We start from the raw sequence: 24,372 nt of genomic DNA on the forward strand, positions 1-24,372 counted from the left end.
CTTTTTTTAATTTTGTGTAATTTCCCTTCTTTTTTAGTGAAGGGAGGTTTATTTGGTGATTGCTACCTTTTTTTATCACGAAACGAATAGGCTGGGACAGTTTCCCTTTACTCTAAATCACAGACATATTGTCTGTGATTTTTTATTTTCTTTTTTCATATGGTTGTAGGGATTTTAGATAATGATGTTACTTTTCAATTAATACGGGCTTAATTTTCGTCTTAATTATTTTTAATGCGTCATAACAATGAAAGTGAAATAGGAGGGAAAATCATGCAATTCTTATTATTTTATTGATACGAGCTTGTTCTAGAAGCTCGTATCGATTCAAGCTATCGATACGAAAGCACAAAATTTCGGGAGGTAGCAATTATGGAACAAATATGTTTTGAATTAGAAAATATCGAATTGACCTATTTAGATAAAGAAGTTTTAAAGATTGGACGGTTAGCTGTCCATCAATTTGACCGCATCGGCATCGTCGGAAAAAATGGTGCAGGGAAAAGTACATTATTAAAGTTACTGGCGGGAATGGTTCAACCAACAAATGGAAAAGTCCATCGTCAAGTAGAGTGCGGTTATTTTGAGCAACTTGAAGCTCCAACAGCCGCAGAAGCTGATCCAGCATTAATTGGAAAATTAGCCGTACCAATAGAGCTGAGCAGTTAAGCGGTGGCGAGCAAACAAGGCTCAAGCTTGCACAAATGTTTACACATTATTACGAAGCATTGTTAATCGATGAGCCGACAACACATTTGGATCAGGAGGGAATTACGTTTTTACTTGATGAATTACGTTATTATTATGGAGCGCTTCTATTAGTGAGTCATGATCGTGCTGTACTAGACGAACTAGTCACTACAATTTGGGAAGTGTGTGAAGGGAAGGTCTATGTTTATTATGGGAATTACAGCGAATACATGGCTCAAAAGCAATTAGAACATAACAGGCAGAGTCAAGAACATGAACAGTTCATAAAAGAAAAGAATCGACTCGAAAAAGCAGCACAAGATAAAATGAAAAAGGCTGAAAAAGTTGCTCAATCAGGGCGGATGTCAAAAAAAGAAGCGAATGCGAAACCGGACAAGTCGTTTATGACGAAATCAAAAGGGTCGAGTCAAAAAGCCGTCCAACGTGCAGCGAAAGCCATTGAGCATCGAATAGAAAAGCTTCAGGAAGTCGAAGCTGTAAAAGTGGAAAGGCCAATCGTCTTCCATCAATCTAAGTCAACGGGACTGCATAATAAGTTCCCAATTATGGCCGATAGACTCACTCTCCAAATAGAGAACAAGGTACTATTAGATGAAGTGAGTTTTCAGCTACCACTCGGTAAAAAAATAGCGATTACGGGTAGCAATGGTAGTGGCAAAAGTACATTGCTTCAACAAATTGCGAATAAGACGTCCGGTTTAACCATTTCTCCAAAAGCGAAAATTGGTTACTTCCGTCAAATGAGTTATCAATTTACGAGTGATGAAACGGTATTGCAATTCGTGAAAAATGTTTCCAAATATGATGAAGGATTTTTACGAAGCGTTTTACATTCGATGCAGTTTGTCGGTACAGATATTCAAAAAAGTGTGAAGTCATTAAGTGGTGGAGAAGCAATTCGACTTCAACTTTGTCAGCTGTTCCTAGGGGAATATAACATTTTATTGTTAGATGAACCGACGAACTTTTTGGATATTCAAGCCATTGAAGCATTAGAACAGTTTATCTCTGCATATGAAGGTACAATCGTATTTGTATCACATGATAAAGAGTTTATAAAAAATGTCGCTGAGCTACAATTAAATATTTTCGAGAAAAAACTGATTCAATAGTGAATTCAAGTAAATTTAAAAATAAGCCGCCTGACCATCTCGGTGGCTTATTCTTCCATTGTTCAATTCCAGAATTTTTTCAGTCTTCATAATGTGAAAAACTACATTTCAACTATTGGGGGCACCTTTAGCCAATCTAAAAAAGGGACAAAATTTCCGAAAAGCTGGATGTACCCCTTATTGTGCTAATGGAATTGTTTCTTGATTTACCCATCAACTCAATATAAACATTCTGAAGGCTCAGCCTTTTTTAAAAAAGCTTTTTCGGAGTCTTTTATGTTATGCAATTTTATAGATATGGAACGTTTTTTAATTTTCATCGGAGTTGAAGAAGACACCTACCTTTTCACCAAAGGGATAATATACAATGCAATGGTTAACCTAATTTTGAAACTAATTTTAGGAGTGATTATTATACCTTGTCCAGATACGCACAAATCTCTAAAGACTTTCGATGTAGCAAAACTTGATATTCCAGAATTCAAATTGGAAATGTGTCTTAAAGAGTTTGAATTAAAACATGATTTTGGATCCATAAAAACAAAAATTAATTTACCCGGTGACAGATTTGATACTGATATCGATATTCCTATTGGAAAAGTTGATTTAGGAAAAGTCAGCTTGGATTTGCCTTGTTTACAAAAGAGAAAAGCAGAACACAAATTACAGCTAAACATCTGTTATGCTAAAGATATGACCTGTGAGGTCAGAAAGTCGATATATAGCTGTATGGCTGAAGCTGCACAAAAGGTAGCGAATCAAATTAATTGTACTGATAATACTGATTCAGGTTCCTTCGGTAAATATACAATTGATTTATTGCTTGAAAAGACTATACCACTTGTATTGGAAAAGCTAGATTATACATTTGATCATTCAATTGAACATTCTGAATGGGAAAATATTTAATTCTGTTCAATTCAACTAACTGATGCTTTAGTTAAACAAGACCATCATTTCGATGGTCTATTCTTATGTCCAGGTTATCAAGTAGATTTCGGCGATTCATTTTGAAATGTTACACTTAAACTAACGAAGCAGTTTAGTTGAACAAGCAGGTATATTTGGAAGGGCATCGAAATAGTTAATTTAAGGGGAATTTTTTAAGTGGTTGGTAGTTTTTTGTGAGAGGAAAACTATGAGAATAGATAATTTTGAACGAAAAATACGTTTGAAAGATATAGAAGTATGGGATGTTAAATTAGAAAATAGCAAATAGCGTTTCATTGTACTTGATGAAAATCGTCCATCCGAAATAAATGATATGAATTTACTAGATGGAATTGTAATTTGAAAAAGATCAACTGATAAAAAGGAGTGTTTAAAATGATAAAGAATGTTAAAAAGGCAAATATTAAGGTGCTGAGCGTTATTATAATGTTGTCTACAATAATATACTTTTTAGTACTATCAAGTAATACATCTCTTGTTATCAATGAAACAAATGCAGAAGTTAATGATAACAATAGCAATCAAATAGAGATGAATGCTTCAGATTTAGTTATACCTACAAGGGAAAGTATTTTAAAAGAGGGCTATCCAATAAATGAAAATGGGCAAACATATGGTCCTAATATGGGAGACTTAATGCTCGGTGAACATGGTGAACCTGACTTAATGTTGGCAGAAGGTGAGAACGGTGTATTAGGATATATTTATCAGCCTGTAGGGATATCTTCGCCAAGTGAGTTAGATGAATATAATAAATCACTCAAAAAATCAACACCATTATATTTACATGATGGTAAAACGATTATTGGTATATTTAATTTTAGTTAGACATTCAATATTGATTGAGTTAATCACCACTTTGGATTTTTAATCTCTAAAGGGGTGTAATTTTATAGATTTCTAAATGAGCTCTTGAAAAGTTCAACTGATAATTTAAAAAATTGTTATAAATCATCTCTTAGTTTTTCTTAGTGGTGTTTTTTTATTGGATATTCATGTTAAAGTTACTATATATTGTGAAGGGTTGCACTTAAACTAACGGGGCAGTTTAGTTGAACAAGAAAGAGAGAATATTTACATGTTCAGCTCACGATGGTGGGGGTGGTATAGATAACGAGGGCATAGAAGAAGTAAAAAAGTTAGTACTACTTATAAAAATGATTAGCTCGTATTTTGCTGAAGCCCTAGGTACGACTGGATTTTAATAAGTGTGTATTTCTATATATTGGACCTAATGTTTTTCGATTGCAAAAAAATAGACCGCGGATAAAAACGGTCTATTATAGAAAGCATTTATTTTTCATTTCTACATGGCAAAGAAATATCATGAACTATGAGCCACACATATCGCAATCTTCTACCTGAAAACGAGTCAGGAGTGTAAAGCCACCCCTTTGCGGACATTGTCCCCTATTACGAAAACACCTAGTCTGCAAACGTCCTGTTCTATTATGCTCGTACATGCAACATGCATGTGGCGGTATTATCCATGAACTCGATTCGTTCTCCTGACACCTAGATTGTCTTATTCTTCTACGATTTCGACCACAAGCCATATTATCACCTCCTAATATTAATACTCTATTTTATGGAAATCTATTGAATTTGATTGGACTCGGTTGCGTATGTTCTCTAGCTTTTCCGAAAATGAAGGCAATAAATAGATTAAAGGGATTGGAAACCCTCAAAATCAACAAATATACGAAAAACTATAGGTTCCTTTAACTTAACTAAGCGGGATGGGAAGAACGTAACAGGACTAAGGGAGATCCCCTAGTCCTGTCTTTTTACTTATCTACAAAAAGATTAGGGGCTAAATGAGAATACATATAACGTTGAGTTTTTGAACTAACGAAGCAGGTTAGTTGAATAAGGAACGAGATACCAATGCATAAGTTTTGATATTTTGAGATAATTAAAAGGCATCAAGGTAAAGGGAAAAAATTTAATCTATTGGAGGTGCAAAATGACAAGTATTAAGGGATACACTTGTAATTGCTGTTGGGAATATCATGAAGAACTTCCTACAAGTTATGGAAGCCCTGCACCAGTTTATTATGATGATGTTGCACCTGAAGAACTTAAAGACAGGTTTGAATTAGATGATGATTTATGCATTATGGACAATGAACATTTCTTTATTCGTGGATGTATTGAAATTCCTATTATCAGTACAGCTGAGCATTTAATATGGGGTGCATGGGTATCATTAAGCGAAGCTAATTTTAATAAAACAAATGCTCACTGGGACAAACAAGAATTGTTAGAACCAATGATAGGTTGGTTATCTACCGCTTTGCCTTGTTATCCTGATACTGTGAATTTAAAAGCAATGGATCATTTTAGACCAAATGGAATTAGACCTTATATTGAACTTGAACCAACCGACCATCCTTTAGCAGTGGAATGTAGGAACGGAGTAACCATTGAAAGGGTACAAGAGATAGCTGATGAACTATGTATTAATAGCGATAATTGAAAAGAAGAGTATTCTTTTTAGAATCTATGCTTCTTCAACTACCGGTGCTTTAGTTAAAGTTCATGGGTTGCTTAGGAAACTCTTTTTTCTTATTGAACTAACGTAGCAGGTTAGTTGAAGAAGAAAAGTTCAATGAAATAATTTAACGAGGTGCAAGAATGGCATTAAACAACTTTATGAATGAAAATTTCCCGAACTTAGAACTTAGACCAGCCTTGTTTTATAACTGGGACATTGGTATTCGGTTCCAATTAGGTGTGGACTATGATAGTGACTATTGTTATGAAAACAGACCTTATCTTAAAGGAGTTTACAATAGGGCTATCACTTTGTTTAAGACCTTACATCTTCAAAAAGATGAGATTTTTGTGGTAGCAAATGTGAATGATTTTGGAGATTTTGCAGCGTTCAATCGTAAACTGAACATCTTCTCTAAATACATACAGGATAAGTCTGTTTTGAATAAGTTGACGCACACGACACTACCTTATGTTTTCCCCGAGGATGATGAGGATGGTAAGTACAAGACGCATAGATTTATTCTTAAATGTAAAACATCGGAAATTAAATATATTCCTTTGTTAAAAGCAATTTGTAATCAAGACATGGGAATTAAACCTAAGATTTATCATGATGTTTTTTTCATCAATATTAAAAAAGAGACCATTTTCCATGTGTATGATGATAGAGGTTGTGATTTGCTGGCGACCTCACCCGAGTCAATAAGAGATATTTATGACAAATACAATGATTGGATATTGGATTACGATAGAAATGAGATAGACCAGGTGTTCATATAATGCATGTCTCCTTGTTCAACTAACGGGTGCTTTAGTTAAACAAGACCATCATAATTCGGTGGTCTATTTTTACGTCCAAAACGTCCAGTAGACTTTGGTGAACCATTGTGAAATATTACACTTAAACTAACGGGGCAGGTTAGTTCAATAAGGAATACTTGAAAAGTCATTTATTATTAGAAGTAAAAGAGAGAAGCTGTACAATGGATACTTGAATAGACAATGGAGGTGAGAAATTGTATTTAGAAGCTGAAGTATACGGTTTGTTGAGTTGGGGATTTATAATTGTTATGTTACTTGAACTAGTTTCTATAATTGGGCTTTGGTTGAAACATAGATTCTCTAAAGAAGCATTTAGCTGGTTTGTTGGGCATATCATTATCTTTGCTTTTGCTGGATACAAACTTTTGGAGGCAATAAACATTACTGAACATAATAACTTCATGGGTTCAGAAAATGCTTCACTGAGTATTGGATTCTCAGGTGTTTTATGGGCGATTAGTATAGTTTGTTTAATAATTGGGCTTTCACGCCTTCTTTCATTTAAAACAAAAAAGAAGGGATAATTAAATGCTTATTAAACTAACGCGGCAGTTTAGTTTAATAAGGTCATAAAATAATAAGTGCGAAACCCAGCATTAAAAAGAAAGAAGATGATTTCTATATGTATTTGCGAGAAATTGATTTAGATTTACCTCATCAAAAAAATTATGAATATATTAATAAAATGATGTCATCTCAAAATTTAACTGAAGAAGAGGCTGTTAGACTTGACTATTGGCAAAATTGGAAAGACCTTAGAATTTTGTTTAGAGACCAAGTAAGATGTATTGCTGGATTATATGTAGATTTATTAGGAAAGTTTAAGACAGTAGAAACAAAGAAGATAATGATTAATTGTTTAAAAGATTTAGATATGCTAAATAGTGGTCCTATCAATTCAGTTGGATTTACAGATGTTTATGTATTTCTAGATTTAGAAAACTATTGGAAACTCACTAATATTGAAAAGAAAAAAGTTATATTAGAAAAAATTAACGAAGGAATATTACAGGTAGCAAAAGAGTTTTCTTGGGATATTAGTACTTTTAATCAAGTCACCAAAGAAATAATTGATAGAGACTATGTGAATGAATTCTCGTTGAAGCAAAAGTCTTCGCCAGATAGAAAGCATAAAGCAGAGATTTTTTGCCAACATGAGATTGATTTTATTAATATTTCGATGATTATTAGAGAACGAAAGTCAAATGAAATAATAAAAAATGAATTATTATTTAAGGATAGACCTCACGAATTATCATTTGTTCAAAAACTAGGGGAGCTAAAGTGGATTTCAAATAGCGAGATTACACTTACACATAAATACAAACTCCGTAAAAAGTGGACAGTTAAGATGGATGAAAAAATCTGATAATAAAACATCTGTATTTGGGTTATGAGATGTTCTTATTCAACTAACGGGTGCTTTAGTTAAACAAAACCAACATTTCGATGGTATGTTTTTATGTCCAAAACATCAAGTAGATTTCGGCGATCCATTGTGAAATGTTACACTTAAACTAACGAAGCAGGTTAGTTGAAGAAGCAATTTTTTCCTATATGGTAGAATACTTCAAAATATAGTTAGGAATGAAAGGAATGATAGTATATGTCTTCTCTCATTGCATTCTTTACAATATCTATAATAATTGTTTTTTTTGCTATGGCAAAAACAGTAAAGGATAGTCAGCGAAAAGATAAAGATTAATAATTTCTTTATACTTTATTTAGAGGTTCTTATTGAACTATGGGTGCTTTAGTTGAACAAGTAGCTGCCTATAAGGGTATCTTTTTCTTATTGAACAAACGGGGCAGGTTAGTTCAACAAGAAAAGTAGAGATTGAAGGTCGCATTTGAAAAAAATTATGGAAGAAAAAACGAGCACCTTAAAGTGCTCGTTGGTAGTAATTATTTTTCAGTTGCTATATTTCCCATTGCAATAGAGATTCTATTCCAATTGTTGATTTGATTTATGATAAGAATAAGGTCAACATATTGTTTCTCGTCATAGTGTTCACGCACTCGTTGATAAAGACCATCAGGAACACGTTTTGTCGGTATTAACGTCACGTGTTCTGCCAACTCTAAAGCTACTTTTTCTTCTTCTGTGTAAAATTCACACTCTTGCCAAGCACTAACACAGTATAATCTTTGTTCTGTTTCACCCATTTTTCGTGCATCAGCTGTATGCATATTCAAACAGTATGCACAGCCGTTAATTTGGGAAACACGAATTTTAATAAGTTCACGAAGTTTTCGTTCGATTGCTGTCTTTTTCGTGTACTTCTCCATGTCCATAATAATTTTCATACCATCAGGTGCAATCTCATAATAGGGTACTCTTGGGCTCATAAAGCAAAAACTCCTTTAATTTAAGATAAGGTTAATTATATCTTAAATAGAACATTTGTACTAATTTAATGTGTAATAGAAGAGAAGGTCCTAATTCAACTAACGGGTGCTTTACTTCAAGAAGGAGTAAAGCCTCTTTTCTTATTGAACTAACGGGGCAGTTTAGTTTAAGAAGAACTACTGATAGAATAACAATAAATAAAATTTTGAAGGTGTTGTTATTTTGGAACAAGTAAGAATGTATAGAATATCTCTGCTATTAATATTGGGTTTATTTATAATCGGAATATTAATGTGCTTGGTGTTCCTAATGGCTTTTTTAGATGTAATGTTTGTATCAATTTTAGGGTTGATTTTTTCACTTTTTACAATAGGATATTCAATTTACCTTTGGCGAAAAAGAAATGAAGGGGAAGGTTTTTATTGGGATGATGAAGGAATTGTAATCGACCTAAAAGGTAATAAGGTTTATTGGGATGAAATTGAAGAGATTAAGTTTTTTAAAAGTAGTTCAACCAATATGAGGTCTACGGTTATTTACCCACATTACACAAATCACGAAAAAATTAGAATACGTATTAAGAAATTATCGCCAACGCCTGAACATTCGATTGATTGGATTTTAATCGAAAAGCCAAAGGATTATCACAAAAATTTAATGAAAGTTTGGGAAGAAAAGCGTAATTCGCTTAAATTAAAGTAAGTGATGCCACTTATTCAGCTAACGGGTGCTTTAGTTAAAGACCAAGGGTTGTTTAGGCAGCCTCTTTTTTTTCTACTAACGAAGCAGTTTAGTTCAATAAGCAGGGAAATGTCATGGGATATTGAATATTGGATTGATAAGGTTAATTACGGGGGAATGTTATGTTATCTGATTTAGAGTTGATGGAATATCATGTGAATGTTTTATTCAGACACGATAGTGAAAATAAAGTGACAGTCGTGAATGAACCACCTTACGATGTTGCACCACGAATTTTCATTGGTGCGACTAAAGTAGGTAGTGTTGTAAGGTATTCAAATTTGCTGGAAGCGGGCATTGTAGAGAAATTAGAACAAGTAATAGGGGCATATCCTACTGACCTAGGAGAAGTAATAAAGGTTTTAAGCATAGATTGTGAATTAAATAAGTTATCGTTTGGACCAGCGTATGTGTTTCCTGATGTCAGGGAAAGGTCTTGTACAAAAGCGATAAAAGTAACTTATGAAAACAAAGAACTTTTAAAACCTCATTTCCCATATACATTTGAGGATTTTGAGTATAAGCAGCCTTGTTTTATAATAGTTGAAAATAACATAGTTGTTTCAATTTGTTGTAGTGCAAGGCAGACCTCAAAAGCAGATGAAGCAAGTGTATTTACAAATGAAGATTACCGTGGAAGAGCATACGGTGTCGATGTTACAAAAGCCTGGGCTGCAGAGGTACAAAAACAAGGTCGAATTGCTCTATATAGTACTTCGTGGGACAATTTTGAATCTCAATCTATAGCAAAGAAACTTCAATTGGTACAGTACGGAACAGATATTCTTATGAGTTAAAGAAACTTTAAAACGGACTACTTGTTCAGCTAACGGTGTGCTTCACTTCAAGAAGAAGTAAAGCTTTTTTCTTATTGAACTAACGAAGCAGGTTAGTTGAAGAAGAAAACAAACCATACTGCCATTCATGCGTACGCTAACAATACATGACAGAGGTACTGATAAACAAAAAAAGAAGCGTCGGAGTATTATGTGGCCAACGCTTCTTTTTTTATATCGTTAGAACTTAATCCTGTCGCTCTCCTTCCTAAAATTAACTATGTTAGTTATTCCATTGATTAGAAAGGAAGTATATTGCTTCTTCTATTGCTTCAATCGGAATCGCACCATAACCAATCATGACGAAATTATCTATTGCATTCTTTTGATATGAAGTAGAGATGGGGTCAATAGCAACTCCAGCTTCTTGTGCAAGTTGAATGGCTTGCTTCTCATTAAGCCAATCAGGTAATTTCAACACGATATGCAATCCTGCTGCATCTCCAATGATTTCGTATTCGGGACCTAAGATAGAGTTTATACTTGCAATTAATTTCTGCCTCTTTTTACGATACAATGTCCTCATTTTAGCAATATGTTTTGTGTATAATCCACTACTCATAAAATCCGCAATTACAAGTTGATCAATTTTAGAGACAGTAGTCTTTTGCTCACTGTAATAAGTATTAAACTTGTCAATGAGAGATTTCGGTAAAATCATATAGCTTATCCGAACGGAAGGCATTAATGTTTTAGAAAATGTACCGAAATATATGACTCGTTGCAGTTGGTCAATTTGTGCTAATGGGGGAATAGGATTACCTTTATATCGAAATTCGGAATCATAGTCATCTTCAATGATATATGCATTGTTTTCCGTTGCCCATTTTAATAATGTAATTCTTCTTTCAATAGGCATAACTCCCCCTAAAGGAAATTGATGTGCAGGCGTAATATAGTATAACTGACAAGGCTCAACCGGTATGGTTGCTCCCTTTTCATCGGTTAGAACATGCTGAGTCGCTAATTGATTTTGATGAAATATTGTTGTGGCTCTCTTAAAACCTGGTTCTTCAATTGCCACTTTTACATTTCCGAAAAATCTGCATAGTTCTTGAAGTTGATGTTGTGTACCACTATACACATAGACTTGATCAAGGTCACAAGAAAAACCCCTTGATTTTTCAACATAAAGTGCAATTTGCTCTCTTAATGAAAATTCACCTTGCCATTGCCCATTAGGTACCATATCAAAAACTAATAATTTCTTATATATTTTCAGCCATTCTTTAAGTGGAAACGCTTGTTCATCAACTTGGCCATTTTTAAAGTCGTATTGTATTTTCGATGCATGTTCAAAAGTTTTTGATTCAACTTTTTTATGGTAAATTCCCCAATCTACATCATAGGGGGAAATGAAATAGCCAGATCGCTCAACGCTATAAATATATCCCTCACTTGCTAATTGTTCATAAGCTTCTTTTACAGTATGGATACTTACATTTAAATTCGAGGATAGACATCTTTTAGAAGGTAATTTTTCATTGGCAGTCAATGATTGTTTTATGATCATATCTTTCAACTGCTCGTAAATATCAATATACTTTGGTTGTATATTCGAAAATGTAATTGTAATCTCCAATAGTACTCCTCCTGGTATGGTTAAATAAACATTTTTTGATACTGTTTATCATACCAAATTTATTGTTAACTATAAATGAGGAGGGAAGAAGAAATGAAGCAAATTTATTTGGAAAATGAAGTTGTGCACTTAAGACCCGTCTGTTTAGAAGACGTCGATGGTATATTGAAAGCTGCATATTACCCTGAGATTTGGGACCATATGTCGGTATCGTTATTAACAAGAGAATCCGTTCAGATTTATGTTAAGAATGCAATTAAAGAACGTGAAGCTAATTTGTCTTACATGTTTGTTATAATCCATAAGGAATCAAACGAAATCATTGGAAGTACATCGTTTTTAGATATTGCGTACTCACATAAAAGATTAGAAATTGGTTCAACTTGGCTACAACCAGAATATTGGCGAACAAATGTCAATTCAAATTGTAAATATCTATTATTACAATGTTGTTTTGAAAATCTTGGATTGAATCGGGTTCAAATTAAGACAGGACATGAAAATTATCGTTCACAAAATGCTATTGAACGATTAGGTGCTACAAAAGAAGGATGTTTAAGAAATCACATGATCAGGAGAGAAGGGACAATCCGTCATACAGTCATGTACAGCATTATAAAGGAAGAGTGGCCAGACATTAAACAACGTTTCGTAAATGAATTATTAAACTACTAATCATTATCAACAGTGGAAAGAGGTATAGCATGTCTGAGAATATATTGGAGTTAAAAAGCCGGGAACAATGGTTAAAGGCATTTCCTATTATGAATCAATTACGTACTGATTTAACTGAAACAACATATCTTGAATTACTTAAAGATATGCAGAAAGATGGGTATAAATTGATGGGGTTATTTGCAAACGGAAAAATTGTATTCTTGGCAGGATTCAGTTGGAGAGTTAACTTTTATAATAAACGACATATTTATATCTATGATTTAGTAACAGATGAAGCAAACCGTTCTCATGGATATGGTGAGAAATTACTTACATATATACATAAATGGGCAAAAGAGAATAAGGCTGAATATGTAGCGCTAGAGTCCGGTATCCAGCGATTGAATACCCATCGTTTTTATGATGAAAAATTAAACTATGATAAATGGTGCTATTCTTTCAGAAAGTCATTATAGTATTTTCCCCCAAAAAAATGTAAGTTTTCGTATGACTTTGATTGCACTTCCAAGTTTAATGGTAGCAATTTTGTTTTATTATTTTATTAACTAGGAGGCTTTGATCCAAGAAGGATTAAGTAACTAAATCAAACAAGTTTAACTCAGTAAATTAAGTATGATAAAGCCTGTTTAATCAAGGCTTTACGTAATATTAAAATCAACTCAGTTAAATAAAATTAACTCAAAAAAATAATTATGTGAGCAAATGTGTGAGCTTTTTGGAAAGCAAGTGATCATCTTTTAGAATATAGCTCATATTGAAATGGATAGGTTTTCGTGATTGGTACGTTCATAACTGTAATTAGAATTAAACAAAAATTTTTAAAATGCTTAGTTATGTCTATTTTTGATGGTTGGTATTGAATTTTAATAAAGGACTTTTTCATATGGTTTTTATTTATATAGAGTAGTGAGGTTTTTAAATTAAGGTGGGGTTGTTATAAGAAGGATTAACGCAAAAACGAGTGAAAATCGACCAAAAATGAAGAAATAAATGAAGATAGGGTAATTTTCAATCGAATTGAACCTGAATAAAAGGGTTTTTGAAGAAACTGATGAAACAAATAGGAGTGTTGATTCTAGAAAAGGAATTAACCCTCTTTTTTTGAAATTATTGTACTAATGGGTTTTTTATTCAATTAGAGCAACGTCTTTTAAGACGTTGCTACTTTTACATTTAAAAGTACTTTTGATAATACTCTTTCCTTAGCCTCCCACTCAATTGAGCGTAGATCCTGGTGGTTTCACTTTTCTCATGCCCCATAAGACTTTGTATGACTTCAATAGGAGCTCCATTATTCAACAAATGAGTTGCATAGCTGTGCCTAAGTTGGTGTGGATGAATCTCTTTATTAATTTCAGCACGATTGGAGATCCGCTTGATGATGTATCGCATTTGGGCGACACTCATTTTATGTGGCTGCCTTGCTGTGACAAAGATAGCAGGATTATGGTCATTCCGGCTTTCCATATAACGTTTAAGCCATATGTCGCAACGTGTATTAAAATAAACTTCCCTTTCCTTATCACCTTTTCCTCTAACAATCGCGGATTGATTGGACCAATTAATATGGTTCTTTTCTAACGCAACAATTTCTCCAATTCGACAACCGGTAGAAAACATGAATTCGAAAATCGCTTTTTCCATTAGGGAATGACATGATTCACGAAGGTGTTCAATCTCCCTTTCGGTTAAATACTTGGGTATCCGCTTCCCTACTTTGAATTCTTTAATTTTGGAAGTTGGATTCTTACTCAGGTATCCTTCTTCATGAGACCAACGAAAAAATGATTTCATAAAGCGGATACGATGTGCTAGACTGGCTGGTTTTAAATGCTTGCCGGATTTTGCAAGATAGTCCTTCAGTTGATTTGTATCCAGCATTTCCATCTCTACATCCTTAAAATAACCAATTAGTAGCAAATACTGTAACTGGTAGGCCTTCAACGTTTGCGGCGAAAAGCCCTCTATTCTTTTATCAGCTTCAAACGAAGCCCATGCATTTGACAGTAACAATTCCATTCCCCCTAAAATAGTAATATTAAAAGGAGTATTGCCAACTTAATAGAATTATAGACATAGGGTGTATTTTTACTAACGACGGGTTAGTTGAAGAAGAAATTAAAGAACATAAAGGTAAGATTAATATAATATTAGGGAGATTCAAATGCAGAAAAAAGGAACTTTATTATTAACGACATTAACTATTATTGTTTTGTTATCAGGGTGTATAGATACAGTGGAAAACAGTGATAAATTGGATGAAAAAAACGCTTCGAAACAACTTATTGAAGAGAAAGAAATTCAGATAAGGGAACTAGAAGAGAAGAATGAGGAACTTCAAGATACATTGTCTAGTATTGAAACGGATTTTAAATATACGAAAGAGGAAGCCGATTATTATAATCAATTGATTGATGACCTTATAAGTGATTATAGTGAAACTCAATTAAAAGATTTAGCAAAAAAGTTATGGGATTATGAGTTAGAAGTAAATGGATTAGCTATACCGAGAGACGGTATAGTAGAAGTACAGAACAACACAATCGAAATTTCTTTGATACAAAGGCAACCAGCTTATGTTGTATTACCAGATGATATTTTTATGCAAGGAAAAATTAGTGGCAATTATAATGAACATTTAAAATTTAACACTAATCCTTCTGAAACATATTTCACTGATGGAACAGTTGTTACGGGGGTACATCACAAATTTATCGATGTGGAAAAAGGTGCAACTATTTCATTCTCTATTACAGAAGAGTTAAAGATTAGTTTGGGTTTAGACACCTCGGAGATTACGATTAAAAACAGTTAAATAATTCATCAAATTAATTTCTTATGCAAACGGGTAACATATTTAAAGGGTTCGGATAAACTTTTGGTGTTTAGGATACATCAAATTTCGATGGGATCACACGAATTTTTACGCCCATAACATCAAGAAGATTTCGGAAATTTACTATGTCAACTTGCTCTTAATTATCATTTTCCTTCTTCTCTTGGTCAGATAAACTCCTAAATGCCTTAATTTGAAGACCTTTCGATTCTTAACCTGCTGACTTATTTAAGGTGTTCCCACAAGCCGAAACAATCGCTAATGCAAGTAGACACTATAACTGATGTGATTTAGAGTGAAAAATCGTAGATTTAGAAGGTAGTGATTAGGTGAAAAAATTAGGAATAATCATTTTAGTTTTGTTATTTGTTATAGGCTGTTCAAATGAAGATGAAACGAAGCAAGTCGTTTCTAAACACGAGAAAAAGATAGAAGAGCAACAAAAGGAAATCCAGAAATTAGAAGACGAGTTACAACAAGTAAAAACAGAATATAGCGTGTTTTTACAGCAAGCTGATAACAAGTCCAGGGCTATTATGCGTTTAATTGCAAACGGTAAATTTGAAGAGTTAAAGAAAGAATACCAGGTTGAGTTTGAAGTAACAGATGACGCATTAGATTTTGGAGTACCAGAATCAAATATTCCATTTCGAATCGATCTAGCTAGACATCCTATGTTTGTATCATCCTTTAATAAACACTCTGAAGCCAAAGAAATCAGTTATTATATTGATAATCTTGAGACAGAGGAAAGAACTTTAATAACGATGCATTTTGATAAAGATGGTACATTCAATTTTATTTTTTTAGGAGATAGATAAGTGGAATACAGAATACCGGATGCACCCGATATTCTGCATTTTTAATTTTTGATGTCTGTATCGGTACGAAAAATAACATATTTTAAAAAAAATGAAAAGTGGGTTATTGATGAAAAAAAGTTACTTATTGTTGTTCCTGTTTTTAGTATTAGTGGGATGTCAAAATGAAATCGACGTTTCCAAACAGAATGAAGATCACTCACAGAATGACATTCAGGAAGAAGTTGAAACAGTAGAATACACAAAAATTCCTGCTTCCCTTCTCAATGAAATTTCTCAGCAAATCGGTATTCCTTCCGAAGAAGTTACAGAGGATGACTTATTAAAAGTAAAATCTATGAATATTACTAGTCAAAATAATGATGATGTGACTGCTCTATCTGAAATGAAAAATCTAGAAAGCCTTTACGTGTCTGCCCCTATTGATGTTAGCTCTATAAGTGAATTAAGCAACATTAAATATTTGTATCTCATGAATATGAACAACCCAATAACAAAGTTTGATTTTTTAAGATCACATGAACAATTAAACACTTTAGATTTACAAAATACTGGGCTTGAGGATTTGAAAGAGTTTCCTACGCTTAAAAAAATTAAAAACCTATATTTAGTTGATAATCAGATAAAAGATTTAGTTCCATTAGGGAAGTTGATTTCGCTTGAAGAACTAGATATCACCAACAATCAAATTACATCACTTTCTCCACTGGAAAACCTTGAAAATCTCCATAGTCTTTCAGTAAACAATAACCCGATTACAGATGCTACACCAATTGGAAGTTTGAGCTCTCTTCTTTTTCTTTCTATGAATGGAATACCTATAGATTCGATTGAATTCGTGCAAGAGTTGAATAAACTAGAGCGTTTGCAAATTACAGATACAGAGGTATCTGATTTATCAGTTTTAGAGAATTTAAAGAGTCTAAGCTATTTAGATATTCGCAATACAAATGTGACCTCAATTCAAGCACTGAGCAAACTAGAGAATTTGCATATTTTACTGCTTAATAAAGATAAAGTTAAGGATTGGAAGCTACTAGAGGACAAAGAAGAATTACGCATATCTGAAACAGTTATATTCGCGGAGTAAAAATAAAGACTTGCTTTAAAAAGACCTACAAAAATAAACTTTTATAGGGGGCTCTTATCTGTAATCTCTAATCGTGATAAGTTTCGGTTATCGAATATTTAACTAACGGGTGCTTTATTTAAACAATTGGCTGCCTGTAAAGGTAGCTTTTTCTTATTGAACTAACGGGGCAGGTTAGTTGAAGAAAGGGAGAAGAATAAGGGGGTGTATAATTATGAAAAAATATTTTTTAATAGGATTAACAGTGTTCATATTTGGCTGTGAACCTGATGAACAGAAAGTTGAATCAGAAGAAATCGAATCATTTGAGACTCGAATTGTAAGCGAAGAGGTAGAAATTTTAGAGGGCGCTTATTTAGCTGAAGATATTGAAGTAGATGTTACTGGGGATGGTGAAGAGGACAAAATTCTTCTGTATATTTCTCCACCTCCGATTTTTGATGATAATGGAAATGCTGCTTGGGATGACACTCATATTTGGCAATTATTAGTAAAGGACGAAGAAGAATCATACGCCTTATTTAATGGCGATGTTCGTGGTACATTAGACTTTTGGATTATTGAAAAAGAAAATCGAAATGAGATTATACTGTTAAGCGATGGGCAAAGCCTAATGATGTATCGATACAAGTTTGATAAAGATGGATTTGATAAAGAAGAAATTTTATTAGAGGATTCTAATATTGTTAAACGTTCTTTATCGGAATGGTGAAAAGTTTCTCGGAAGTTCTTCAACTAACGGGTGTTTTAGCTAAACAAGACCATCATTTATAGCCGTCTTTCATCCAAAATGGATGAAAGACGTTTTTTATTCGATAAAACAGTAAATAAATCTTTCTTAAATAGAAAAATCAAATTTTTTTGAGAGGAAATAGGGATTTGTTCGTTATAGTAGTAAGGAGGTGATTCGGATGGAGATGGATGAAGTGATTGCAAGAGTAAAGAACGGAGAAGAACATTACTTTGCACACGTTATCAAACATTATGAACAGAAAGTATTTAGCACTGTTTTACGTATTGTCCGTAATCGTACTGTTGCAGAAGATATCGTTCAGGATATTTTTATAAAAGTGTACTATAGCCTACATAAGTATAAAAAAACTGGGTCATTTAATGCATGGCTCTATCGAATTGTGGTCAATAATTGTTTTGATCATTTACGAAAACACAAGTATCAAACGACACCAATCGATATCGAAGTAACGGATAGTCGTTTTCCGGAAAAAATATTGTTATTACGTGAAAAAAATGAGCAGCTAGAGCAGCTTCTTCAGCAGTTAGATGAAACCGAATATTTTGTATTGTTATTGAAATATGTGAATGGGCTTAGCTACGATGAAATTGGGCATGTGCTACAAATTTCTTTAAACGACGTTCGTAACAAACTGCACCGTAGTAAAAGAAAACTAAGGTCAATCGGAACGACAAAAGGAGGTTTTTATTATGAAATGTGATTCGAACTTGTTGGAAGATTATATAGAAGGTTTTTTAAAAGATAGTCAGCAACAAAAAATGGAAGCTCATTTGCAATACTGTAAAAATTGTCAGAGTGAGTATGAGCAATTAGTAAATGAACAAAAAACTTTATTTGCACAGCTCAATAAGCTTATGATGACACATAGTCAAGCTGATTTCATTATGCAACGTATTCAAACAAATACAAAGCGTAAAAAATCTTGGAATTCATTAAAAATTACTGTAATCAGTGCAGCAGTTATTGTGTTAAGCTTCGCACTTTATTATTGGAATCGTACACCATATCAAGAAGCACAGCAGATTGACGAGCCAACTCAATTAGCTGAAGCTAACAGTGAGCAGATAGACCTTCCAACAGTCGAACCAGTCCCTAGATTAAATGAGCCGTTTTTGGATGTTTCGATTGATGAAGTTGTAGAAAATGGAGACAACGTTAATATTCATTTTCGAGTCAAATTCAAGGATGAATACCAGCAATATTATAACAATTTATACGAGCAAATTCGAACTCGATATCAATATAAAGAGAGTGCTGACCAATTACACCCCGATCATACGCAAGACGACTTTTACGATAAAATGAAACCAAGAATTCAATTTGCGATTAGAAATGAAGTAGGACAATTAATTATAAGCACAAAGTCTTTAGAAGGTGAACAACCTATGATCAATACTTCTAGTAGTAGTGGTAGAGAAGCAGACGTATTAGGGGAAATGATTTACACGACTTCTGTTCCGAGTCATACAAAGCCAGCGACATTCGAGGTGCTTACAATGGAAGCGAATCTTTTCGATTTATATGAAACAGAAGTAAATGCAGCACAGTTAAAGCCATTTCAGTTTGAAAACGCAACATATATAATCGATACATTAGAAATCAAACAAGACACATTACATTTACAAATTTCTACGGAAGGTGAGCCAGAAGTTCGTGCAGAAAGTTGGGAAATGGTCATTAACGATCGTTTAATTGTTTCTGACCGAACAACAGTAGATTTTATTAATAATCGCACCGTTTATAAACTACAATTTGACGGTCACAAACAAATTCCTAGTACATTCAAATTAGTGCCGGATACTGCAAAGATAAAAAAGCAAATTGATCCGATTGTATTAGATTTAGACTGATTACAAGAAATAAGTTGCCGTGAGAGTCATAATATTCAACTAACGGGTGCTTTAGCAGAGCAAGAGGCTGCCTTGAGAGGTAGCTTTTTCTTATTGAACTAACGAAGCAGTTTAGTTCAATAAGCAGGAATTATGGATTGGAAGACGAAATAGTAATTGATAAAAGAAATTACAAACAAACGACTTGGTGAAAGGAATCGGCTTATGAAAAAAAGAACGTACATGTTTAGCATCCTTGCCATAGCACTTCTTATTGGAATTTCGATTTTGGTCATAGTGTTAGGGAATAATGATAATTCTGAAACACAAGCAAAAGAAAAAACTGCAATAACGAATAATGACTTTCTGAATAGTTTTAATAAGGTTAACGTTGGTTTGAAAGAGGAGTCACCAAATAGTTATTATTTTAAAGATAATATGGATTTGCACAATGGGGATCTTTTTTTATTAAATAGAGAAAATAAGGGTTTGAATTTAAAAAAAGGAGATTATGTTGAGATAAATCTATCTATGATTCCTGATGGAAAAAGTCAAACTGGAGTTGGCTACATATTGGATGGTAAATATACAGAGGTATTTTCGGCTCCCATTTATGATCAGCTGACAACCTCCTTTGATGTAGAGGAGGATGGTGTATATATAATCTGTATAATCGGGTTTAATGCAAACTTTATAACAATTACGGATGGAGTTATTTCAATTAATTAAGTTTAAATAATGTGTTCTTCAACTAACGGGTGCCTTAGTTAAAAATGACCATCATTTCGATGGTCTATTTTTACGTCCAAAACTACAAGTAGGTTTCGGCAATACAATGTGAATTGTTACACTTAAACTAACGCAGCAGTTTAGTTGAATATTCGCTTTCCGAAATAATTAATCTTTATTTCAAAAAGCCTATACACGCATGAAAAATAGGGGCTATTCCTTATACCAAGCCAACAAAAAGAACTTCTCAGATATATAGGGCAGAAAAAAGCAATTTGTAATTCGACAGATTGTTTTTTTGGTTTAATTATGGACATATGTCTTTTATAATGGCTGTTAAAAGGTGAAGTTTGATTTTTACAGTGTAGTGGTATGGGACACGCACCCTATACCTGATAAAATTAAAGACTGTAGAAAAGTCCGACTATCGTCGAGTTTGTCTACAGTCTATACCCAAACTAAAAGTTAGGTTGAGAAAGGCTTTATAGTATATCTAGACTAAAATAAATAAGGTCAACCAGAAATATTTAGCATTCTGGTTAACCTTTTAATATAAATGGAGCAGGTTAGCATTCCTGTAATAAGTGAAACCTTGCTTATAGTAGAAACGGGGCAGGTTTACACAAAAAAATATTAATAAACAAATGTATGAACTTCAATCTAGTAGCTAAAGAAGCGTTGATCCAGAAAGGATTTATGTCTTTTTTATGGAATAATCTATTTAACATCAGAATTTTGTTGCTAAAAGAATAAATTTACAAAAGGATTTTAGGGAGGCAGAACAGGTTGGCCAATATAACTGATACTATAAATAAATATTTGGATTGTCTTAATTTACATTTAGAGAAGCCATCATATAAGTATTTAGAAAAAATTTGTAATGCACAATTAAATACTTTTCCTTTTGAGAATATAAGTAAGCTGCTATATTTTAAAGATCATCATTATAATAATTTTAATTTACCTACATTTGAATTATTTATTAAGAACTTTAAGGAATACAACTTTGGAGGAACTTGCTACACCTTAAATTCCAACTTAATGATTTTATTAACAGAAATCGGGTTTGATTGTTATCATGTAATGCTTGGAGAAGAACACATGGGTATTATCGTGAAAATTGATAATGAACGATTTTATATTGATTGTGGTGCTGCTGCCCCCTTTTTCAAGCCGGTACGTTTTGAGGGGGATTTTGAGAATATTTCTTCTTTTGGTAAAGATGAAGTGAATATATTACCAGAAGAGCCTTATAGAAATAGGTATAAATATGTTCGCTATATTAATGGGAAACAAAGCGGAAAAGCATGGCATTTTAATTCTCGAAAAGAAGCAAAAGTTAGTGATTTTAATGATGTAATAGAAAAATCTAATAAACCTAACGCCACATTTATGACTATTTTAAGATGCCAACTATATCAGACCAGTAAACAAAGAAGTATCTCTTTAGTAAATAATAAGTTCAGTATACGTTATTCAAATGGTGAAACAAATGTTTTAACATTATCATCGCCAGGGGAAATTAGAGCAGTCCTAACAGAAGAGTTTACGTTACCCAATTTACCAGTAATAGAAGCTATTGAGGTGTTAAAGACATTAAAAATAAACATTTTTGAACATAGCATCTAATGTTCAAGATCAGCTGCCAAATCAGACGGCTTTTCTTAGTTACTAAAGGGGCAACATTCCTGTAATAAAGTAAGTTTGTGAAATGATGTACTTAAGCTAACGGGTGCTTTACTTCAAGAAGGAGTAAAGCCTTTTTCTTATTGAACTAAAGGGGCAGGTTAGTTCAATAAAGGATGTTATAATAAATTTTATTATTTAGTGTTTACATTGGAGGTATTTTACTTGGAGATTAGAAAAGCAAGTAAAGAGGATATACATCACGTATCAAGGGTTTATGTTGATAGTTGGAGGACTACTTATCGTGGTCTAGTACCAGACGATTATCTGAAAGAATTATCATACGATGATGCAGAAAAAAGTTGGAATGATTTTTTAAATAACGAGAATGAACCTTTTATTTATGTTGCAATAAGTGATATAGGCGAAATTATAGGTTTTGCATCGGGTAAAAGTATTGACGATAAGAATTTTGATGGAGAACTTTATTCACTTTATCTCTTACAGGAATGTAGAGGATTAGGCGTTGGTAGGCAACTTGTTTCAGCTATTGCTAAGCATTTTAAAGAAAAAGATATACATTCTATGATGGTTTGGGTAATGAAACAAAATAAATCTGGACTAGGTTTTTATGAACGTATGGGTGGAAAAGAATACATTCGTAGGACTAGTATGTTTGGGGGAACCAAAGTAGAGGATGTTGCCTATGGCTGGAAAGATATCTCAGTATTATGTGTTGAATAATAGTAACAAGGATTTAAATTTAAACGTGTGTACCCTATTCAACTAACGGGTGCTTTACTTCAAGAAGGAGTAAAGCCTTTTTTCTTATTGAACTAAAGCGGCAGTTTAGTTGAAGAAGAGCATTTAAAACAATTATTTTTTTGGGGGGAGTACTTTATGAGTAAAATTAGAAATCGTTCTATAGGTATTATTGGTTTTATTGTTGGAGTAATATTAGTAAGTATAATTTCCAAATTATTCATTTAAATCTAAAGTGAGTTATTTAATTAGAAGATGTATAGGTCACAATAAATTTTCTTGTAAAACTAACGAAGCAGTTTAGTTGAAAATGGCTAAAAGTAAATATCTTATATTTCCATCGGGGAGGTGTATAAATATGGAGTTTATCGTGTTTTACTTTGGTGGAATGTTGATACTTTATTTTGTAATTCAGGCAGCGGTTACAAAAGGAATTAACAGTTCAATAATTGGGAAATTACTAGAAAAAGAATACGGGGAAAAAGTAAATGAAAGTTTAACAATTGATGATGTGCTTGAGAAATATAAAAAAAGAGATGTTAACAATAAGAGTTGATGCTAGTTTAATTGAAATTGTTTTTCAAATGGGTGCTTTAGTTAAACAAGACCATCACTTGGATGGTCTATTTTTATGTCCAATACATCAAGTAGGTTTCGGCGATCCATTGTGAAATGTTACACTTAAACTAACGCGGCAGGTTAGTTGAACAAGGAATAGATTGGTTCATTGGAGTTTATTATGAAGGAGTTGATTGGCTTGATAATTTTAGCGGAAGTTTTACAAGCAATTTATATAATAGTGCTATTAATTAGTTCCTCTTTTTATTTTCGGCATTTGATAAAAAACAAGAAACAAAGAAAACTTTCAACAGTTGAATATACAATGTACATAATCATTCAGATAGCGTATGTGTTTTTTGGAATCAGTATATTGATTTATACATTTGTTAAGTGATTGTTGTAAGGTGAATGTGGGACGTCTATCGGGAAAGAAAAAATACCAATAAGTAGGATTTTTAGTTAAAGAGAGTGGGGTGTAAAGGTAGCTTTTTCTTATTTCTTGTTCAACTAACGGGTGCTTTAGTTAAACAAGACCATCATTTCGATGGTCTATTTTTATGTCCAAAACATCAAGTAGATTTCGGCAATCAATTGTGAAATGTTACATTTAAACTAACAAGACAGGTTACTAAAAAATAGTATAGTGTGGAATTAGAAGATGGAACATATCTAATAATTTCGTGGGAGCTACGGCTAAGGTCTTAAATTTTTATTAGACTATCACTGTATTTACGGCTTAATAAATCTTTGTTATGCTTTTTATGGAAATAATTTCTTATATAAAGGAGATATCTATGTGAAGAAAATGAAGAAAATATTATTAGCAGTAGTAACAGTCGTAATTATAATAGCTATATACCTTAAAATTGAATTATCTGATGAAGCAGAATATAAAATGTGTTTAGGGGTACAGGGAATTTCGAACACAATTGCCAAAGTACTTGGTGACGAACCATCTAATGCTTGTAATGAATAAAAAGAGGTTGAGAATCATTAACTAATAGTGTTATTTCTTTATACTATCAAAAATAATATAGGCTTTTTAGCAGCCAATTTTTAAAATGAAGAATAAAAAAATGGTT

General features: G+C 32.9%; 25 protein-coding genes and 1 pseudogene. 23 read left to right on the forward strand and 3 right to left on the reverse strand.

Going from position 1 to position 24,372, the window contains the following annotated elements; genetic code table 11:
* Positions 1–372 precede the first annotated feature (372 nt).
* The 8 genes and pseudogenes from AM499_RS04965 (at position 373) to AM499_RS04995 (ending at position 7,464) form a co-directional block, all read left to right on the forward strand.
* Positions 373–1,823: pseudogene (locus AM499_RS04965) on the forward strand (Msr family ABC-F type ribosomal protection protein).
* Between the two features lie 201 nt (positions 1,824–2,024).
* The gene (locus AM499_RS04970; protein ID WP_053589165.1) at positions 2,025–2,732 is read left to right on the forward strand and encodes a hypothetical protein; all 708 of its coding nucleotides are present in this window, start codon (positions 2,025–2,027) and stop codon (positions 2,730–2,732) included.
* A gap of 417 nt (positions 2,733–3,149) precedes the next feature.
* Entirely contained in the window at positions 3,150–3,602 is a 453-nt protein-coding gene (locus AM499_RS04975) for a hypothetical protein (RefSeq protein ID WP_053589166.1), read from the forward strand.
* Between the two features lie 224 nt (positions 3,603–3,826).
* On the forward strand, positions 3,827–3,979 hold the full coding sequence (locus tag AM499_RS21595) for a hypothetical protein (RefSeq protein WP_156316752.1): 153 nt from the start codon (positions 3,827–3,829) through the stop codon (positions 3,977–3,979).
* 761 nt (positions 3,980–4,740) lie between these two features.
* Positions 4,741–5,253, forward strand: coding sequence for a DUF2199 domain-containing protein (locus AM499_RS04980; RefSeq protein ID WP_053589167.1), 513 nt, complete (start codon positions 4,741–4,743; stop codon positions 5,251–5,253).
* Between the two features lie 158 nt (positions 5,254–5,411).
* Complete coding sequence (locus AM499_RS04985; RefSeq protein ID WP_053589168.1) at positions 5,412–6,053, forward strand: DUF3885 domain-containing protein; 642 nt, start codon at positions 5,412–5,414, stop codon at positions 6,051–6,053.
* Positions 6,054–6,289: 236 nt separating this feature from the next.
* The gene (locus AM499_RS04990) at positions 6,290–6,619 is read left to right on the forward strand and encodes a hypothetical protein (protein WP_053589169.1); all 330 of its coding nucleotides are present in this window, start codon (positions 6,290–6,292) and stop codon (positions 6,617–6,619) included.
* Positions 6,620–6,717: 98 nt separating this feature from the next.
* Positions 6,718–7,464, forward strand: a complete 747-nt coding sequence (locus tag AM499_RS04995; protein WP_053589170.1) for a hypothetical protein — start codon at positions 6,718–6,720, stop codon at positions 7,462–7,464.
* A gap of 536 nt (positions 7,465–8,000) precedes the next feature.
* Here the strand turns inward: AM499_RS04995 and AM499_RS05000 are convergent.
* Positions 8,001–8,444 carry a carboxymuconolactone decarboxylase family protein gene (locus tag AM499_RS05000; protein WP_053589171.1) on the reverse strand — a complete coding sequence of 148 codons (444 nt, stop codon included), beginning with the start codon at positions 8,442–8,444 and terminating at the stop codon, positions 8,001–8,003.
* 310 nt (positions 8,445–8,754) lie between these two features.
* Here AM499_RS05000 and AM499_RS21985 point away from each other — a divergent pair, with 310 nt between their 5' ends.
* Positions 8,755–9,147 (forward strand): hypothetical protein, encoded by a 393-nt coding sequence (locus AM499_RS21985; protein ID WP_053592096.1) that lies wholly within the window; start codon positions 8,755–8,757, stop codon positions 9,145–9,147.
* Between the two features lie 161 nt (positions 9,148–9,308).
* On the forward strand, positions 9,309–9,983 hold the full coding sequence (locus AM499_RS05010; protein WP_053589172.1) for a GNAT family N-acetyltransferase: 675 nt from the start codon (positions 9,309–9,311) through the stop codon (positions 9,981–9,983).
* Between the two features lie 262 nt (positions 9,984–10,245).
* Here the strand turns inward: AM499_RS05010 and pdxR are convergent, their stop codons facing one another.
* Positions 10,246–11,604 (reverse strand): MocR-like pyridoxine biosynthesis transcription factor PdxR, encoded by a 1,359-nt coding sequence (gene pdxR / locus AM499_RS05015; RefSeq protein WP_053589173.1) that lies wholly within the window; start codon positions 11,602–11,604, stop codon positions 10,246–10,248.
* 93 nt (positions 11,605–11,697) lie between these two features.
* On the opposite strand from pdxR, the gene AM499_RS05020 reads away from it, so the two are divergent.
* Together AM499_RS05020 and AM499_RS05025 are read left to right on the forward strand one after the other, a co-directional pair.
* Positions 11,698–12,279, forward strand: coding sequence for a GNAT family N-acetyltransferase (locus tag AM499_RS05020; RefSeq protein WP_053589174.1), 582 nt, complete (start codon positions 11,698–11,700; stop codon positions 12,277–12,279).
* 29 nt (positions 12,280–12,308) lie between these two features.
* Complete coding sequence (locus tag AM499_RS05025; RefSeq protein ID WP_053589175.1) at positions 12,309–12,737, forward strand: GNAT family N-acetyltransferase; 429 nt, start codon at positions 12,309–12,311, stop codon at positions 12,735–12,737.
* Between the two features lie 718 nt (positions 12,738–13,455).
* On the opposite strand, the gene AM499_RS05030 is transcribed toward AM499_RS05025, so the two are convergent.
* A complete protein-coding gene (locus AM499_RS05030) occupies positions 13,456–14,295 on the reverse strand; it encodes a tyrosine-type recombinase/integrase (protein ID WP_053589176.1) in 840 nt (279 codons plus the stop codon).
* Positions 14,296–14,446: 151 nt separating this feature from the next.
* Between AM499_RS05030 and AM499_RS05035 the strand changes: the two genes are divergently transcribed.
* The 11 genes from AM499_RS05035 (at position 14,447) to AM499_RS05090 (ending at position 24,266) form a co-directional block, all read left to right on the forward strand.
* Complete coding sequence (locus tag AM499_RS05035; protein WP_053589177.1) at positions 14,447–15,097, forward strand: hypothetical protein; 651 nt, start codon at positions 14,447–14,449, stop codon at positions 15,095–15,097.
* A gap of 350 nt (positions 15,098–15,447) precedes the next feature.
* On the forward strand, positions 15,448–15,939 hold the full coding sequence (locus tag AM499_RS05040) for a hypothetical protein (protein WP_053589178.1): 492 nt from the start codon (positions 15,448–15,450) through the stop codon (positions 15,937–15,939).
* Positions 15,940–16,048: 109 nt separating this feature from the next.
* On the forward strand, positions 16,049–17,029 hold the full coding sequence (locus AM499_RS05045) for a leucine-rich repeat domain-containing protein (protein ID WP_053589179.1): 981 nt from the start codon (positions 16,049–16,051) through the stop codon (positions 17,027–17,029).
* Positions 17,030–17,243: 214 nt separating this feature from the next.
* A complete protein-coding gene (locus tag AM499_RS05050) occupies positions 17,244–17,741 on the forward strand; it encodes a hypothetical protein (protein ID WP_053589180.1) in 498 nt (165 codons plus the stop codon).
* Positions 17,742–17,940: 199 nt separating this feature from the next.
* Positions 17,941–18,483, forward strand: coding sequence for an RNA polymerase sigma factor (locus AM499_RS05055; protein WP_053589181.1), 543 nt, complete (start codon positions 17,941–17,943; stop codon positions 18,481–18,483).
* Positions 18,473–19,633, forward strand: a complete 1,161-nt coding sequence (locus AM499_RS05060; RefSeq protein WP_053589182.1) for a zf-HC2 domain-containing protein — start codon at positions 18,473–18,475, stop codon at positions 19,631–19,633. The genes AM499_RS05055 and AM499_RS05060 overlap by 11 nt, the downstream gene beginning before the upstream one ends.
* Before the next feature lie 204 nt (positions 19,634–19,837).
* Positions 19,838–20,341, forward strand: coding sequence for a hypothetical protein (locus tag AM499_RS05065; RefSeq protein ID WP_156316753.1), 504 nt, complete (start codon positions 19,838–19,840; stop codon positions 20,339–20,341).
* Positions 20,342–21,127: 786 nt separating this feature from the next.
* Entirely contained in the window at positions 21,128–21,970 is an 843-nt protein-coding gene (locus AM499_RS05070) for an arylamine N-acetyltransferase (RefSeq protein WP_053589184.1), read from the forward strand.
* Positions 21,971–22,192: 222 nt separating this feature from the next.
* Positions 22,193–22,711, forward strand: a complete 519-nt coding sequence (locus AM499_RS05075) for a GNAT family N-acetyltransferase (protein ID WP_053589185.1) — start codon at positions 22,193–22,195, stop codon at positions 22,709–22,711.
* Positions 22,712–23,087: 376 nt separating this feature from the next.
* Positions 23,088–23,285, forward strand: a complete 198-nt coding sequence (locus tag AM499_RS05080) for a hypothetical protein (protein WP_053589186.1) — start codon at positions 23,088–23,090, stop codon at positions 23,283–23,285.
* Positions 23,286–24,086: 801 nt separating this feature from the next.
* Positions 24,087–24,266 carry a hypothetical protein gene (locus AM499_RS05090; protein ID WP_053589187.1) on the forward strand — a complete coding sequence of 60 codons (180 nt, stop codon included), beginning with the start codon at positions 24,087–24,089 and terminating at the stop codon, positions 24,264–24,266.
* Positions 24,267–24,372 lie beyond the last annotated feature (106 nt).

The sequence above is a fragment of the Bacillus sp. FJAT-22090 genome (assembly GCF_001278755.1).
Lineage (GTDB): Bacteria > Bacillota > Bacilli > Bacillales_A > Planococcaceae > Psychrobacillus.

Coding starts and splice junctions, on each gene's coding strand:
- AM499_RS04975 (WP_053589166.1), top strand. CDS start 3,150: ATGATAAAGAATGTTAAAAAGGCAAATATTAAGGTGCTGAGCGTTATT.
- AM499_RS04980 (WP_053589167.1), top strand. CDS start 4,741: ATGACAAGTATTAAGGGATACACTTGTAATTGCTGTTGGGAATATCAT.
- AM499_RS04985 (WP_053589168.1), top strand. CDS start 5,412: ATGGCATTAAACAACTTTATGAATGAAAATTTCCCGAACTTAGAACTT.
- AM499_RS04995 (WP_053589170.1), top strand. CDS start 6,718: ATGTATTTGCGAGAAATTGATTTAGATTTACCTCATCAAAAAAATTAT.
- AM499_RS05000 (WP_053589171.1), bottom strand. CDS start 8,444: ATGAGCCCAAGAGTACCCTATTATGAGATTGCACCTGATGGTATGAAA.
- AM499_RS21985 (WP_053592096.1), top strand. CDS start 8,755: ATGGCTTTTTTAGATGTAATGTTTGTATCAATTTTAGGGTTGATTTTT.
- AM499_RS05010 (WP_053589172.1), top strand. CDS start 9,309: ATGTTATCTGATTTAGAGTTGATGGAATATCATGTGAATGTTTTATTC.
- AM499_RS05020 (WP_053589174.1), top strand. CDS start 11,698: ATGAAGCAAATTTATTTGGAAAATGAAGTTGTGCACTTAAGACCCGTC.
- AM499_RS05025 (WP_053589175.1), top strand. CDS start 12,309: ATGTCTGAGAATATATTGGAGTTAAAAAGCCGGGAACAATGGTTAAAG.
- AM499_RS05035 (WP_053589177.1), top strand. CDS start 14,447: ATGCAGAAAAAAGGAACTTTATTATTAACGACATTAACTATTATTGTT.
- AM499_RS05045 (WP_053589179.1), top strand. CDS start 16,049: ATGAAAAAAAGTTACTTATTGTTGTTCCTGTTTTTAGTATTAGTGGGA.
- AM499_RS05050 (WP_053589180.1), top strand. CDS start 17,244: ATGAAAAAATATTTTTTAATAGGATTAACAGTGTTCATATTTGGCTGT.
- AM499_RS05055 (WP_053589181.1), top strand. CDS start 17,941: ATGGAGATGGATGAAGTGATTGCAAGAGTAAAGAACGGAGAAGAACAT.
- AM499_RS05060 (WP_053589182.1), top strand. CDS start 18,473: ATGAAATGTGATTCGAACTTGTTGGAAGATTATATAGAAGGTTTTTTA.
- AM499_RS05065 (WP_156316753.1), top strand. CDS start 19,838: ATGAAAAAAAGAACGTACATGTTTAGCATCCTTGCCATAGCACTTCTT.
- AM499_RS05080 (WP_053589186.1), top strand. CDS start 23,088: ATGGAGTTTATCGTGTTTTACTTTGGTGGAATGTTGATACTTTATTTT.